We start from the raw sequence: 12,319 nt of genomic DNA, 5'->3' as shown, positions 1-12,319 counted from the left end.
GGCGGGCTTCGCGGCGGCGGGCCTCACCGGCGCGGTCCGCGGGCGGGGCGGGCCTCACGGGGCAGCCACCCGAACGCCTCGGCGCCCGTCCGGTCGCCGGGCTTGTACTCCAGGCCGACCCAGCCGTCGTAGCCCGCCTTCGCCAGCCGGTCGAGCAGGTCCTCCAGCGGCAGCGTGCCCGTGCCCGGCGCGCCGCGGCCCGGGTCGTCGGCGATCTGCACATGGCCGGTCAGCGCGGCATGGCGCTCGATCACCGCCGGGAGGTCCTCGCCGTTCATGGACAGGTGGTAGAGGTCCATCAGGAACCGCGCGTTGCCGAGTCCGGTCGCCCGGTTGACCTTGTCGACGATCCCGACCGCGGCGGCCGCGCTCACCAGGGGGTACAGCGGCGACTCGGGCCGGTTCAGCGCCTCGATCAGCAAGGTCGCGCCGATCCGGTCGGCGGCCCGGGCCGCGAGGACGAGGTTCTCCAGCGCGAGCGCGTCCTGCTCGGCGGGGTCCACGCCCGCCACGCGGTTGCCGTAGAGGGCGTTGAGCGCCCCGCAGCCCAGGGTCTGCGCGAAGTCGGCGGCCACGTCGATGTTGGCGCGGAACCGCTCCGACTCGGCGCCGGGCAGCGACAGGGCGCCGCGGTCCGGGCCCGGGAGGCGTCCCGCGTAGAAGTTGAGGCCGGTGAGCCGTACGCCCGCGTCGTCGATCGCCCGCTTCAGGGCGTCGAGCGCGGACTGCTCGGGGGTGGGTGAGTCGATCCAGGGCCACCACAGCTCGACCGCGCCGAACCCGGCCGCGGCGGCGGCCGCGGGACGTTCCAGGAGCGGGAGTTCCGTGAAGAGGATCGACAGGTTGACGCTGAAGCGCTGGTCTTCGAATCCCATGAGGGTTCCGCGCTCCCTTCCGTGTCGACTGCTTCCGCCTTGTTTCCGTATTGCGGAAGTTAGTTTCTGCTTAACGGAAGGTTGCCGTCGTGGGTCGCGGCTTGTCAAGGGGGTGCCCGACGCGTGCGCCGCCGGCCGGCTCCGGGCGGGCCAGGGGGAATCCGGACTCCCGGGTGATCGTCCGTCCGGTCCGTTAAGGTCGGGGGTCCGGGCGTCTGCGGCCGGGACCCGTTCAGGAAGGTGTGGGGCGCGATGCGACTGAAAGTGGAGTTCACCACCGAGCCCTTCGACCTCGACGAGGCGCCCGCGCACGCGCTGGCCGCCCGCGAGGTGATCGAGCGCGCCGACCTGGACGCGGTGGACGTCGGGCCCTTCGGCAACACCGTCGAGGGCTCCGCCGACGCGGTGCTGGCCGCCGTCGACGCCCTGCTGCGCGAGTCCCTGGGTGCGGGCGCCACCCGTGTCTCGCTCCAGGTCAACGTCGTCGGGGAGGAGCGGTGAGCGCCGGCGGCGACGCGGCCTTCATCGCGGCCGTCAAGCCGCTGGTCGACGCGATGGGCGGCGAGATGCTCCCGCCGGACGAGGCCGGAGCCGAGGACGTCGTCCTGACCTGGGAGGGCATCGAGTCCGTGGCCGTGCGCCTGCCCCAGCTCGCCGACTCCCTCGACCACATCCTGGCCGCCATGGAGCGCCGCAAGGGCAGACCCCTCGCCGACCTGGACCGCAAGGAGAAGCAGGAGGTCGTGCGGATACTCGAGGCGCGCGGCGCCTTCTCCGTGCGGCACGGCGTGGAGACCGTGGCGAGCGCGCTCGGGGTGAGCCGCTTCACGGTCTACAACTACCTCAACCGCGAGAAGGGCGCCTGACCGGACCCCCGGTCCGCCCTGCCCGCGGAGCGCCTCTCGCCGAGAATTTTCAACAAAGTGTTGACGTGGTGTCGCGCGGGGGCGTTAGCTGGCCGCAGCCCGCTCAAGCACGAAGGCCGTTCTCCGCGGCCACGGAGGCTCCCGTGACGTCGACTTCCCCGCTCCCGGGCCTGGCCCGGTTCAACGGCCTGGAGGAGTCCGCGGCCCGCGCCGCGCTCCTCGAGGCGTGCGCCTCCCCGGCGTGGGCGAGCCGAGTGCTCGCGGCCCGCCCCTACGCGTCCGCCGACGAACTGTACGAGGCGGGCGACGCGGCCACGGCCGAACTGACCGCCGCCGACCTGGCGGAGGCGATGGCCGGACATCCGCCGATCGGCCGCCCGAAACCCGGCGACCCGGCCTCGGCGCGCGAGCAGCGCGGCATGGCCGGCGCCTCCGACCGGCTCAGGGCGCAGATGCTCGAACTGAATCTGGCCTACCAGGAGAGGTTCGGCCATGTCTTCCTGATCTGCGCCACCGGCCGCACCGCCGAGGAGATGCTCGACGCGGTCAGGGAGCGGATCGGCAACCCGCCGGAACGGGAGCGGGAGATCGTCCGCCGCGAACTGGGCAAGATCAACCGCATCCGCCTGGCCCGACTCGTCGAAGAGGACCGAGACACACCATGAGCACCAGCACCACCGCTTCGGTGTCCACCCACATCCTGGACACCTCCGTCGGCCGCCCCGCCGCGGGCGTCGCCGTCCGGCTCGCGGCCCGCGGCGGCCGGGGAGCGGACTGGCAGGCGCTCGGCGGCTCCGCGACCGACGCGGACGGCCGGTGCAAGGACCTGCCGGCGCTGCCGGAGGGGACCACCCACGTACGGCTCGACTTCGCCGTGGAGGCGTATTTCGAGCACCGAGACAACCAGCGAGCCGATGCGCAGCAGGACGCCCCCGCGAATCGGGACAGCGGTGCCGCCGGCGTGTTCTTCCCGGAGGTGGCGATCACGTTCGCCGTCGTGCCGGGCGAGCACTACCACGTACCGCTGCTGCTCAACCCGTTCGGCTACTCCGTATACCGAGGGAGCTAGCAGACATGACCGACGCTTCACGCCCCGCCCGCCCCGTGACGCTGGGCCAGAACCAGTACGGCAAGGCCGAGAACAGGGTCGTCAGAATCACGCGGGACGGCGAGACCCACCACATCAAGGACCTCAACGTGTCCGTCGCGCTCAGCGGCGACATGGACGAGGTCCACTACTCCGGATCCAACGCCAACGTCCTGCCGACCGACACCACCAAGAACACGGTGTACGCGTTCGCCAAGGAGCACGGCATCGAGTCCGCCGAGCAGTTCGGCATCCACCTCGCCCGCCACTTCGTCACCTCGCAGGAGCCGATCCGGACCGCCCGCATCCGCGTCGAGGAGTACTCCTGGGAGCGGATCGCGACGCCCGGCACGGACGAGCACTCCTTCGTCCGCCGCGGCCAGGAGACCCGTCTGGCCCAGATCACCTACGACGGCTCGACCTGGGAGGTCGTCTCCGGGCTCAAGGACCTCACCGTCATGAACTCGACGAACTCCGAGTTCTGGGGCTACGTCAAGGACGAGTACACCACCCTGCCCGAGACGCACGACCGGATCCTGGCGACCGACGTGACCGCCCGCTGGCGCCACAACTGGACCGACGACGCCCGGCCGGCGCCGGACTGGAACGCGTCGTACACGGAGGCGAGGAAGCACCTGCTGCTGGCCTTCGCCGAGACGTACTCGCTCTCCCTCCAGCAGACCCTCTACGCCATGGGCGCGCGGATCGTCGAGCACCGCGACGAGATCGACGAGGTGCGCTTCTCGCTCCCCAACAAGCACCACTTCCTGGTCGACCTGAAGCCGTTCGGGCTGAAGAACGACACCGCCGACGGCGCCGTGTACTTCGCCGCCGACCGGCCCTACGGCCTGATCGAGGGGACCGTCCTGCGGGACGGCTGCCAGGCCCGGATACCGGCGGACCTCACCAACCTCTGACGGACCCGCCGCACCCCCGCCCCTCACTCCCACCCAACTCTCCTGCGGCACCCGCGGCCGGGGCCGGTCCCCGGCCGCGGCACTCAACTCCTCCAGGGTCATGCCGTGCCCGCTCCATCCGGGTCCACCGAGGGCCCGGCGAGGCCCACCGCGGGTCCACCGAGGGAAAAGGACGAAACCATGGCAGCAGACCGGCGCATCGTCATCGAGAACTGTGCGATCGCGACCGTCGACGCCGAGGACACCGAGCACGCGGACGGACACGTCGTCCTCGCGGGCAACCGCATCGAGTCGCTCGGCGCGGGCCCGGCCCCCCGGGACCTGGAGAACGTCGGGCGCCGCATCGACGCCACCGGGCACCTGGTCACTCCCGGCCTTGTCAACACCCACCACCACTTCTACCAGTGGATCACCCGGGGCCTGGCCACCGACCACAACCTCTTCGACTGGCTGGTCGCCCTCTACCCCACGTGGGCGCGCATCGACGAGGAGATGGTCCGGGCGGCCGCCGAGGGCTCCCTGGCGATGATGGCCCGCGGCGGCGTCACCACCGCCATGGACCACCACTACGTCTTCCCGCGCGGCTCCGGCGACCTGTCCGGCGCCGTCATCGGCGCCGCCCGCGACATCGGCGTGCGCTTCACCCTCGCCCGCGGCTCCATGGACCGCGGCGAGAAGGACGGCGGTCTGCCCCCGGACTTCGCGGTCGAGACGCTGGACGACGCCCTCGCCGCCACCGAGGAGACCGTCCGCCGCCACCACGACGCCTCCTACGACGCGATGACCCAGGTCGCCGTCGCCCCCTGCTCGCCGTTCTCGGTCTCCACCGAGCTGATGCGCCAGGGCGCCGAACTGGCCCGCCGGCTCGGCGTGCGGCTGCACACCCACGGCTCGGAGACGGTCGAGGAGGAGAAGTTCTGCCACGAGCTGTTCGGCATGGGCCCGACCGACTACTTCGAGTCCACCGGCTGGCTCGGCGAGGACGTGTGGATGGCGCACTGCGTCCACATGAACGACTCCGACATCGACGCGTTCGCCCGCACCGGGACCGGCGTCGCCCACTGCCCGTCGTCCAACGCCCGGCTCGCCGCGGGCATCGCCCGCGTCCCCGACATGCTGAAGGCCGGCGTCCCGGTCGGCCTCGGCGTCGACGGCACGGCCTCCAACGAGTCCGGCGAACTCCACACCGAACTGCGCAACGCCCTGCTCATCAACCGCCTCGGCGCCCACCGGGAGGCGGCCCTGAACGCCCGTCAGGCGCTGCGCCTGGGCACCTTCGGCGGGGCCCGGGTCCTCGGCCGGGCCCGGGAGACGGGCTCACTGGAGCCGGGCAAGCTGGCCGACCTGGTGCTGTGGCGGATGGACACCCTCGCGCACGCCTCCATCGCCGACCCGGTGACCGCCCTCGTCTTCGGCGCGGCTGCCCCCGTCACCGCGTCCTTCGTGAACGGCCGTCAGATCGTCGAGGACGGACGGCTGCTGCACATCGACGAGGACGCCGTCGCCCGCTCGACCCGCGCGCAGGCGCAGCGGCTGGCGCGGATCGCCGCGCAGGGCTGAGCGGCCCCGAGGACTCCGGGCGAGGGGGACGGCCCTGGCCCGGACGCCGTGACCGGGGCGCGCGTTCACCGCGCGCCCCGGGACCGGCCCCCGCTGTCATGGCCCCCGGCCCGCCCCGGCGTGCCCGCACCGGCGTGCCCGTCCCAGGGCCCGCACCGGCCGGCGACAGCGGCCCAGGAAGTCACCCGCGGGAGCCGGGCCCCCGCCACGCCATCAGGTTCGCGAACAGCTCGGCCTGCTCGACGGCGTCGTCGAGCGCGTGATGCGTGTGCGGGCGCGTCGGCAGCAGATGTGCCGGCATCGTCCGCTTGGCCACCGCGCGCAGCGGCAGACCCGCCTTGGCGGCGTACAGCGTCTTCATGTCGAGGCAGCCGGAGTGCCCGAACGGGCTCCGGCCGGTGAACCGGATCAGGTACCAGTACAGGAACGTCCAGTCGAACGATGCGGGGTAGGCGCACATCACCGGCCGCGCGTCGCCGCTCACCTCGCCCACCCACCGGGAGAACTGCGCGAGCGCCAGGGCCGGGTCGAGCCCCTCCCGGAGCAGGCGGTCCCGGTCCAGACCGCTCACGGCGAGCGCCTCGGGGACGAACCCGTCGGAGATCGGCCGCAGTTCGCGGTAGAAGGTCAGCCGGGTGGGATCGGCCGCGGTGAACCCGTCGCCGTCCAGCCGGCCCGCGACCGCCGCGCCCAGGCTGAGCATGGAGTACGGGCCGGGTATCGGGCCGTCGGCCTCCACGTCGACGGAGATGCAGAGGTCGGGTTTCACGCGTCGTGCGGACATGGGGCCCGATGATCGCAGCCGCGCGGCCGCAGCGGCACCCGAATTTGCGGATGCCCGGCCCGTGCCCGGGGAGGGGTCAGAGCCCGAACAGCTCGGGGTCAAAGGCGAGTTCCCTGAAGATGTTCTGCGGGTCGGCGACCATGCGGCGGGCCGTCAGGTCCAGCAGGCCCCCGACGGCGGTGATCTCCGCGGCGACCGTGCCGTCCGCCTTGGTGACGGTCTGCTCGATGCGGAACGTCTTGCCGCCGCTCCACTCGAACACGCACGACACGTCGACCTCGTCACCGGCGAGGAGTTCGCGGCGGTAGCGGATGGTGGTCTCCAGGGCGACGGGGCCCACGCCCCTGCCGAGCAGCTCGGCCTGGGTGATGCCCGCCGCGTGCAGGAGCGACCAGCGAGCGTGCTCCGCGTAGTTGAGGTACACGCTCTGGTTGAGGTGTCCCTGCACGTCGGTCTCGTATCCGCGGACGGTGACCCGGACGGAGAACGGATCGCTCACTGTCTCCCCTTCTCGTGGGACTTCTCGTGGCCTGCTGGTGGGTTTCTCGCGGGCGGCGCCGAGGTCCCGGGCATCGGTGCCCCGGACGTCGAAGCCGCGGACATCGATGTCCTGGACGTCGATGCCCCGGACATCGATCTTGGCACGACCTTCAGGCGCGGCGCGGGGAAGCCAGCAGATAGCGCGCCCGGGTGCGGGGCTCGGTGTGCTCGCCGACCTGCCAGCCCGCCTGCTCCAGGGTCGCCGCGCAGGCCCGCAGCGTCGCCTCGTCCGGCGCGTGCACGGCGACGGCCTCCGGCTGCGGGGTGGCCCGCACCCGGTAGCCGTCCCTCCCGCCGGGGCCGGCGGGGCGGTGGCCGGCCGCCTCCACGGCGAGGGCGGCGGCCCGCACGAGATGCGCGCGCTCCCAGCCGCAGGGCCGGTCCGTCCCGCCGTCCGGGTTGGTCATCCGGCGCAGTTCCAGCAGCCCCTGCCAGGCGCCGCGCACCTCGCGCAGCCGGGCGGGGCCGCCGTCCGCGCCGTCCTCCTCGCCGCCGACGCGCGCCGCGAACACCCCGCTGTCCGCGACCGCCTCGGGGGCGCCGGCCGCGGGCCCGCCGGACGGAGGGCCGGGCGCCGCCTCCCGCACGCGGTGGCCCGCGGGCGTCAGGAAGTGGTCGTGCGGCGGCCGGGGGTGCCGGAACGCCAGCCCGTGCCGGACCAGGGCCGTGAGCTGCGCCGGTGTGCCCTTCAGCCGACCGGAGACCGGATCGGCGGCGTCGATCACGCGCCGCTGCGCGGCGGTCGGCGGTCGTGTCACGGCGTGCTCCTTCCCGGTCCCGGGCCGTTCGCCCCGGTGGGTCCGAGGCTACGTCGGGGGACTGACATTCCAGGCGGCGATCACCGGTCGCCCGTGTTCCGTGCCGAGCCGGCACAGCGTCCCCGTCGCGAGCTGGAACAACGCCCCGGCCGACGGGGGCAGTCCCAGCCGGCGGGCGGTGAGCACCCGCAGGAAGTGCCCGTGCGCCACCAGCACCACGCAGCCCTCGGTGCCGGCGAGCGCCTCGTCGGCCCTGGCCAGGACCCGGTCGGCGCGTTCCCCGACCTGCTCGGCCGTCTCCCCGGGGTGGTCGGGCGGCCCCGGTGTCACCCCGTCGCTGAAGAGGAACCAGTCGGGCCTGGTGCGCTGGATCTCGGCGGTCGTCACGCCCTCGTAGCCGCCGTAGTCCCACTCGCGCAGGTCCGCGTCGAGCCGGAAGCCGGACAGCCCGATCAGCTCCGCGGTCTCGCGCGCCCGCTGCAACGGGCTGACGAACGCCGCCCCGATCCGCTGCGCGCCGATCAGCGGCGCGAGCGCGCGCGCCTGTGCGCGGCCGCGGTCGGTCAGCGGGACGTCCGTGGAGCCGGTGTGGCGTCCGGAACGCGACCAGGAGGTCTCGCCGTGCCGGACGAGAAAGAGATCACCCATGGGACACAGGCTGGCACAGCCGGCCGGCGCTACTGCCGGTACCCGCTGAGGAACCGGCCGATCCTCCCGATCGCGGCCTCCAGGTCGTCCGCGTGCGGCAGGGTCAGGATGCGGAAGTGGTCGGGGGCGGGCCAGTTGAACCCGGTGCCCTGGACGACCTGGATCTTCTCCCGCAGCAGCAGGTCCAGGACGAACTTCTCGTCGTCGTGGATCTTGTGCACCTTGGGGTCCAGGCGCGGGAAGGCGTACAGCGAGCCCTTCGGCTTCACACAGGACACGCCGGGGATCTCGTTGAGCTTCTCCCAGGCCACGGTGCGCTGTTCGTGCAGGCGGCCGCCGGGCGCGGTCAGCTCGTGGATGGACTGGCGTCCGCCGAGCGCGGCCTGGATGGCGTACTGGGCGGGCGCGTTGGCGCACAGCCGCATGGAGGCCAGCATGGTCAGGCCCTCCAGGTAGTTCTTCGCGTGCTGTTTCGGGCCGGTGACCACGAGCCAGCCCGACCGGAAGCCGGCCACCCGGTAGGTCTTCGACAGGCCGCAGAAGGTCAGCACGACCAGGTCGGGGGCGAGCGCGGCGACCGAGTGGTGCACGGCGTCGTCGTACAGGATCTGGTCGTAGATCTCGTCGGCGAAGACCATCAGGCCGTGCCGGCGGGCCAGGTCGAGGATGCCCTCGATGATCTGCTTCGGGTAGACCGCGCCGGTGGGGTTGTTCGGGTTGATGATCACCACGGCCTTGGTGCGGTCGGTGATCTTCGACGCCATGTCGTCCAGGTCCGGGTACCAGTCGGCCTGCTCGTCGCACAGGTAGTGGACGGCCTTGCCGCCGGCGAGCGTGGTGACGGCCGTCCACAGGGGGAAGTCGGGGGCCGGGATGAGGATCTCGTCGCCGTCCTCGACGAGCGCCTGCACGGCCATCGAGATCAGCTCGGAGATGCCGTTGCCGAGGTACACGTCGTCGACGCCGACCTCCAGGCCCAGCGTCTGGTAGCGCCCCGCCACCGCGCGGCGGGCGGACAGGACGCCGCGCGAGTCGGTGTAGCCGTGCGCCTGCGGCAGCATGCGGATCATGTCCTGGAGGATCTCCTCCGGCGCCTCGAAGCCGAACAGCGCGGGGTTGCCGGTGTTCAGGCGCAGGACGCTGTGGCCGGCCGCCTCCAGCGCGTCGGCGTGCTCGATCACCGGGCCGCGGATCTCGTAGCAGACCTCGCTCAGCTTGTTCGACTGCCGGAACTCCATGCGCGCTCGCCCCTCCGGTTGATGTGTTGCTTGGTTTTACCAAGTTCCAGCTTGGAAAGTCCAACGACATGTCTAGACTGCGTGCCATGTCACCGCGCCGAAGCTACGACCAGTACTGTTCCGCCGCCCGTGCCCTCGACGTCGTGGGCGACCGCTGGACCCTGCTGATCGTCCGGGAACTGCTCGCCGGCCCGCGCCGCTACACCGATCTGCACGCCGACCTGCCCGGCGTGAGCACGGACGTCCTCGCCTCACGGCTGAAGGACATGGAACGCGACGGGCTGGCCACCAGGCGCCGGCTGCCCCCGCCCGGAGCGGCCTACGTGTACGAACTCACCGAGCGCGGACGGGAGTTGCTGCCCGTGCTCCAGGCGCTCGGCGCGTGGGGCGAGCGTGAACTCGGCGAGCGGCGGCCCACCGACGCGCTGCGGGCGCACTGGTTCGCGCTGCCGCTGGTACGCGGGCTGCCGGGCGAGGGCGTCGTCGAAGTGCGCCTCGACGAGGGCGACTTCCACCTGTTCGTCGGCGCACAGGACGGTCCCGTGTACGGCTACGGGCCCGCCCCGGTGGCGCCGGACGCCCGGCTCGACCTCGGCACGGACATCTGCACGGCCGTCGCCCAGGGGGAGTTGACGGTGCTCGACGCGGTGCGCTCCGGGCGGATCACGGTGAGCGGCGACGGGCCGCTGGCCAAGGAGCTGCGGGACGCCTGAGGTCCTGGGAGAGGCGGGTCCGGCACCAGGGCGAGGACGGGGCGGGTCCGGCACCAGGGCGAGGACGGGGCGGGTCCGGCACCAGGGCGAGGGCGCGGGTGCCGGGAAACCCCGCGGGGGACGGCGAAGGGACCGCCACCGTGCTGTGGCGGCCCCTTCGACCGTGCCCCGAAAGGGCTGTGACATGACGTCAGGCGCAGGCCGGACGGTCCGTCAGGCGCCCGGCGGCACGTGCCGCGGCCGTCCCGATCCGCGCGTCAGCGTGTATCCGCCGATGCCCGCCAGGGCGGCCAGGACGGCGCCGACGGCGGTCCACACCCAGCGGTCCGACCACCAGCCGGACGACCAGCCGTCGTCGGGCTCGATGCTCGACAGGACGGCCGGCCCCGACGAGCCGCCCTTCGCGTCCGTCCCGTTCTCCGCGTCCTTCGACCGGACCGCGGCGCCGGGCACCAGCGGCTGCGCCAGCGAACCGTCCACGGCGGCCGCGCCGCCGATGTCCTTGGATTCCACCCGCAGCGTGGCGTCGACCGGCAGACCCAGGTCGCCCGCCGTGAGGCCGAGGGCCGTCAGACGCACGTAGTACGTGCCCGGCAGCGGGTCGTCGGCCCACGGCTCCGCCCACGCGCGCACCGTGCGCAGCACGCAGGCCAGCTCGACCGAGGCGGTGCCCGCCGCCGCGGTGCGCGTCTGCGCGCCGTACTGGCAGGCCTGGCGGCGCCGCAGCCCGTCGTACACGTCGACCTGCCAGGTCTGCGCGGTGTGCGACTTCGGCAGCTTCACCGTCGCCTCGACCGTGGGGCGCTGGCCCGTGTCGGCCGGGAACGACCAGTACAGGTAGTCGCCCGCGGAACCGCTCGCGGTGGCCGTCTCGCCCTGGTCGATCTCCGTCGCCGTACGGAACGACGTGCCCGCCTCGGTGGGCGCGGAGCCGTCGCCCGAAGGGCTCGCCGAGGGAGAGGCGTCGGCGGCGGCCGGCGCGACCGCCGGACCGAGGGCCAGGCCGAGAGCCAGTCCGAGCGCCGGCAGGACGCCGGTCGTCACCCGTGTGATCCGCATCAGTTGGTCCTCCAGACCGCGACCCGCCAGCGTGACAGCCAGCCCCACAGGACACCCGCGAGGAATCCGAACAGCACCAGGACGCCCAGCAGCCACCAGCCGCGCCCGAGACCGAAGGCGGCCACGTCGCTCGCCGGCGAAGGACCGTCGACCACGTCCACGGTCAGCTCCAGCGGCAGACCCGGCGTGGTCTTCACGCCGGCGCCCACCGAGTACGAGTTCGTCACCTGCACGCACACCGTCTCGGCGGGAGCGTCGTCGTCGTCCGCCTTCGGGTAGCGCAGCCCGGTCGAGACGACGTCGGTGCGCCCGTTGCCGGCCGCCTCGCCCCGCACGATCTCCCGGCCGTGCGTCGTGACCGCCCGCAGCAGCACCGCGTGGTCGGGGTTCACCGCCCGGTCCGCCGCCACGCTCACCGAGGCGCGCAGCTCCTTGCCCGGCTCGACGTCCACCTTGTACCAGCGCTGGCGCCCGAACTCCTCGCGGTCGGTGTACAGACCCGACTTCAGCGTGGGAGCCGCGGCGCAGGAGGCCGCGCCCTCGACGGCCACCGGAGTGACCACGGGGTCTGCGGCCCGGTCCACCAGCTGGTTGACCCGGTCGGTGAGTTGATCGGTGTGCTCGACCGACGTGTAACTGCCGCCGGTCGCCTCGGCGATGCAGCTGAGCTGCCGGCGCATCTTCACGTTGGGCACCAGGCCCAGGGTGTCGATGGTCAGGCCTATGCCCTTGGCCGCGATCTCGCGGGCCACCTCGCAGGGGTCGAGCGGGGCGCAGGTGTCCTCGCCGTCGCTGATCAGCACGATCCGCTTGGAACCGGTGCCGCCGTCGAGGTCGTCGGCCGCCTTCAGCAGCGCGGGGCCGATCGGCGTCCAGCCGGTGGGCGACAGCGTGGCCACCGCCGTCTTCGCCTCGGTGCGGTCCAGCGGGCCGACCGGGTAGAGCTGAGCGGTGTCCTTGCAGCCCGTCTTGCGGTCGTCGCCCGGGTAGTTCGCGCCCAGGGTCCGGATGCCGAGCAGGACGTTCTCCGGAGTGGCGTCCAGCACCTCGTTGAACGCCTGCTTGGCCGCGGCCATCCGCGTCCCGCCGTCCATGTCCTTCGTCCGCATCGATCCGCTGACGTCGAGGACCAGGTCGACCTTGGGCGCGGTGGCGGTGGTCTCGTCCGCGGCCGCCCCGGCCGGGAAGACCGTCCCGGCCGCCAGTGCGGCGAGCAGGGCGCAGACGCCCGCCGCCAGCCGTTGTGTTCTGATCATCGGCGGATCCTATTGATC

Annotated in this window: 15 protein-coding genes; 7 read left to right on the top strand and 8 right to left on the bottom strand. The window is 73.0% G+C overall.

Annotation, left to right across the window (positions count from 1 at the left end; all coding sequences use genetic code 11):
* Window positions 1-23: 23 nt before the first annotated feature.
* Window positions 24-875, bottom strand: coding sequence for a TIM barrel protein (locus tag ACGFSH_RS20960; protein ID WP_393350693.1), 852 nt, complete (start codon window positions 873-875; stop codon window positions 24-26).
* Between the two features lie 252 nt (window positions 876-1,127).
* Here ACGFSH_RS20960 and ACGFSH_RS20955 point away from each other — a divergent pair, with 252 nt between their 5' ends.
* From ACGFSH_RS20955 to ACGFSH_RS20930, 6 genes are all read left to right on the top strand, one after another.
* The gene (locus tag ACGFSH_RS20955) at window positions 1,128-1,376 is read left to right on the top strand and encodes a thiamine-binding protein (protein ID WP_393350691.1); all 249 of its coding nucleotides are present in this window, start codon (window positions 1,128-1,130) and stop codon (window positions 1,374-1,376) included.
* Window positions 1,373-1,741 (top strand): helix-turn-helix domain-containing protein, encoded by a 369-nt coding sequence (locus ACGFSH_RS20950; RefSeq protein WP_393350689.1) that lies wholly within the window; start codon window positions 1,373-1,375, stop codon window positions 1,739-1,741. Before ACGFSH_RS20955 ends, ACGFSH_RS20950 begins: the two co-directional genes overlap by 4 nt.
* 143 nt (window positions 1,742-1,884) lie before the next feature.
* Window positions 1,885-2,406 (top strand): 2-oxo-4-hydroxy-4-carboxy-5-ureidoimidazoline decarboxylase, encoded by a 522-nt coding sequence (uraD, locus tag ACGFSH_RS20945; RefSeq protein WP_393350687.1) that lies wholly within the window; start codon window positions 1,885-1,887, stop codon window positions 2,404-2,406.
* Window positions 2,403-2,810 carry a hydroxyisourate hydrolase gene (uraH, locus tag ACGFSH_RS20940; protein ID WP_393350685.1) on the top strand — a complete coding sequence of 136 codons (408 nt, stop codon included), beginning with the start codon at window positions 2,403-2,405 and terminating at the stop codon, window positions 2,808-2,810. Before uraD ends, uraH begins: the two co-directional genes overlap by 4 nt.
* Before the next feature lie 5 nt (window positions 2,811-2,815).
* On the top strand, window positions 2,816-3,745 hold the full coding sequence (gene pucL / locus ACGFSH_RS20935) for a factor-independent urate hydroxylase (protein ID WP_393350682.1): 930 nt from the start codon (window positions 2,816-2,818) through the stop codon (window positions 3,743-3,745).
* Window positions 3,746-3,925: 180 nt separating this feature from the next.
* A complete protein-coding gene (locus ACGFSH_RS20930) occupies window positions 3,926-5,305 on the top strand; it encodes an 8-oxoguanine deaminase (protein ID WP_393350679.1) in 1,380 nt (459 codons plus the stop codon).
* A 181-nt stretch (window positions 5,306-5,486) separates the two neighbouring features.
* Here ACGFSH_RS20930 and ACGFSH_RS20925 read toward each other — a convergent pair whose 3' ends face one another.
* The 5 genes from ACGFSH_RS20925 to ACGFSH_RS20905 form a co-directional block, all read right to left on the bottom strand.
* Window positions 5,487-6,089: an exonuclease gene (locus ACGFSH_RS20925; RefSeq protein WP_393350677.1), complete on the bottom strand. Its 603-nt coding sequence runs from the start codon at window positions 6,087-6,089 to the stop codon at window positions 5,487-5,489.
* A gap of 76 nt (window positions 6,090-6,165) precedes the next feature.
* Window positions 6,166-6,588 carry an acyl-CoA thioesterase gene (locus tag ACGFSH_RS20920; RefSeq protein ID WP_393350674.1) on the bottom strand — a complete coding sequence of 141 codons (423 nt, stop codon included), beginning with the start codon at window positions 6,586-6,588 and terminating at the stop codon, window positions 6,166-6,168.
* A 151-nt stretch (window positions 6,589-6,739) separates the two neighbouring features.
* Window positions 6,740-7,387, bottom strand: a complete 648-nt coding sequence (locus tag ACGFSH_RS20915) for a hypothetical protein (protein ID WP_393350672.1) — start codon at window positions 7,385-7,387, stop codon at window positions 6,740-6,742.
* A gap of 48 nt (window positions 7,388-7,435) precedes the next feature.
* A complete protein-coding gene (locus ACGFSH_RS20910) occupies window positions 7,436-8,035 on the bottom strand; it encodes a histidine phosphatase family protein (protein WP_393350671.1) in 600 nt (199 codons plus the stop codon).
* A 29-nt stretch (window positions 8,036-8,064) separates the two neighbouring features.
* Complete coding sequence (locus ACGFSH_RS20905; RefSeq protein WP_393350669.1) at window positions 8,065-9,273, bottom strand: pyridoxal phosphate-dependent aminotransferase; 1,209 nt, start codon at window positions 9,271-9,273, stop codon at window positions 8,065-8,067.
* 86 nt (window positions 9,274-9,359) lie between these two features.
* On the opposite strand from ACGFSH_RS20905, the gene ACGFSH_RS20900 reads away from it, so the two are divergent.
* A complete protein-coding gene (locus tag ACGFSH_RS20900) occupies window positions 9,360-9,986 on the top strand; it encodes a winged helix-turn-helix transcriptional regulator (protein WP_393350667.1) in 627 nt (208 codons plus the stop codon).
* A 213-nt stretch (window positions 9,987-10,199) separates the two neighbouring features.
* On the opposite strand, the gene ACGFSH_RS20895 is transcribed toward ACGFSH_RS20900, so the two are convergent.
* Window positions 10,200-11,045, bottom strand: coding sequence for a hypothetical protein (locus ACGFSH_RS20895; protein WP_393350664.1), 846 nt, complete (start codon window positions 11,043-11,045; stop codon window positions 10,200-10,202).
* Window positions 11,045-12,301, bottom strand: a complete 1,257-nt coding sequence (locus ACGFSH_RS20890; RefSeq protein ID WP_393350662.1) for a VWA domain-containing protein — start codon at window positions 12,299-12,301, stop codon at window positions 11,045-11,047. Before ACGFSH_RS20890 ends, ACGFSH_RS20895 begins: the two co-directional genes overlap by 1 nt.
* Window positions 12,302-12,319: the final 18 nt, after the last annotated feature.

Source organism: Streptomyces sp. NPDC048481 (genome assembly GCF_043200075.1).
Classification (GTDB): Bacteria; Actinomycetota; Actinomycetes; order Streptomycetales; family Streptomycetaceae; genus Streptomyces.
The sequence above is the reverse complement of the archived record's forward strand: the minus strand, read 5'-3'. Positions and strand labels throughout refer to the sequence as shown.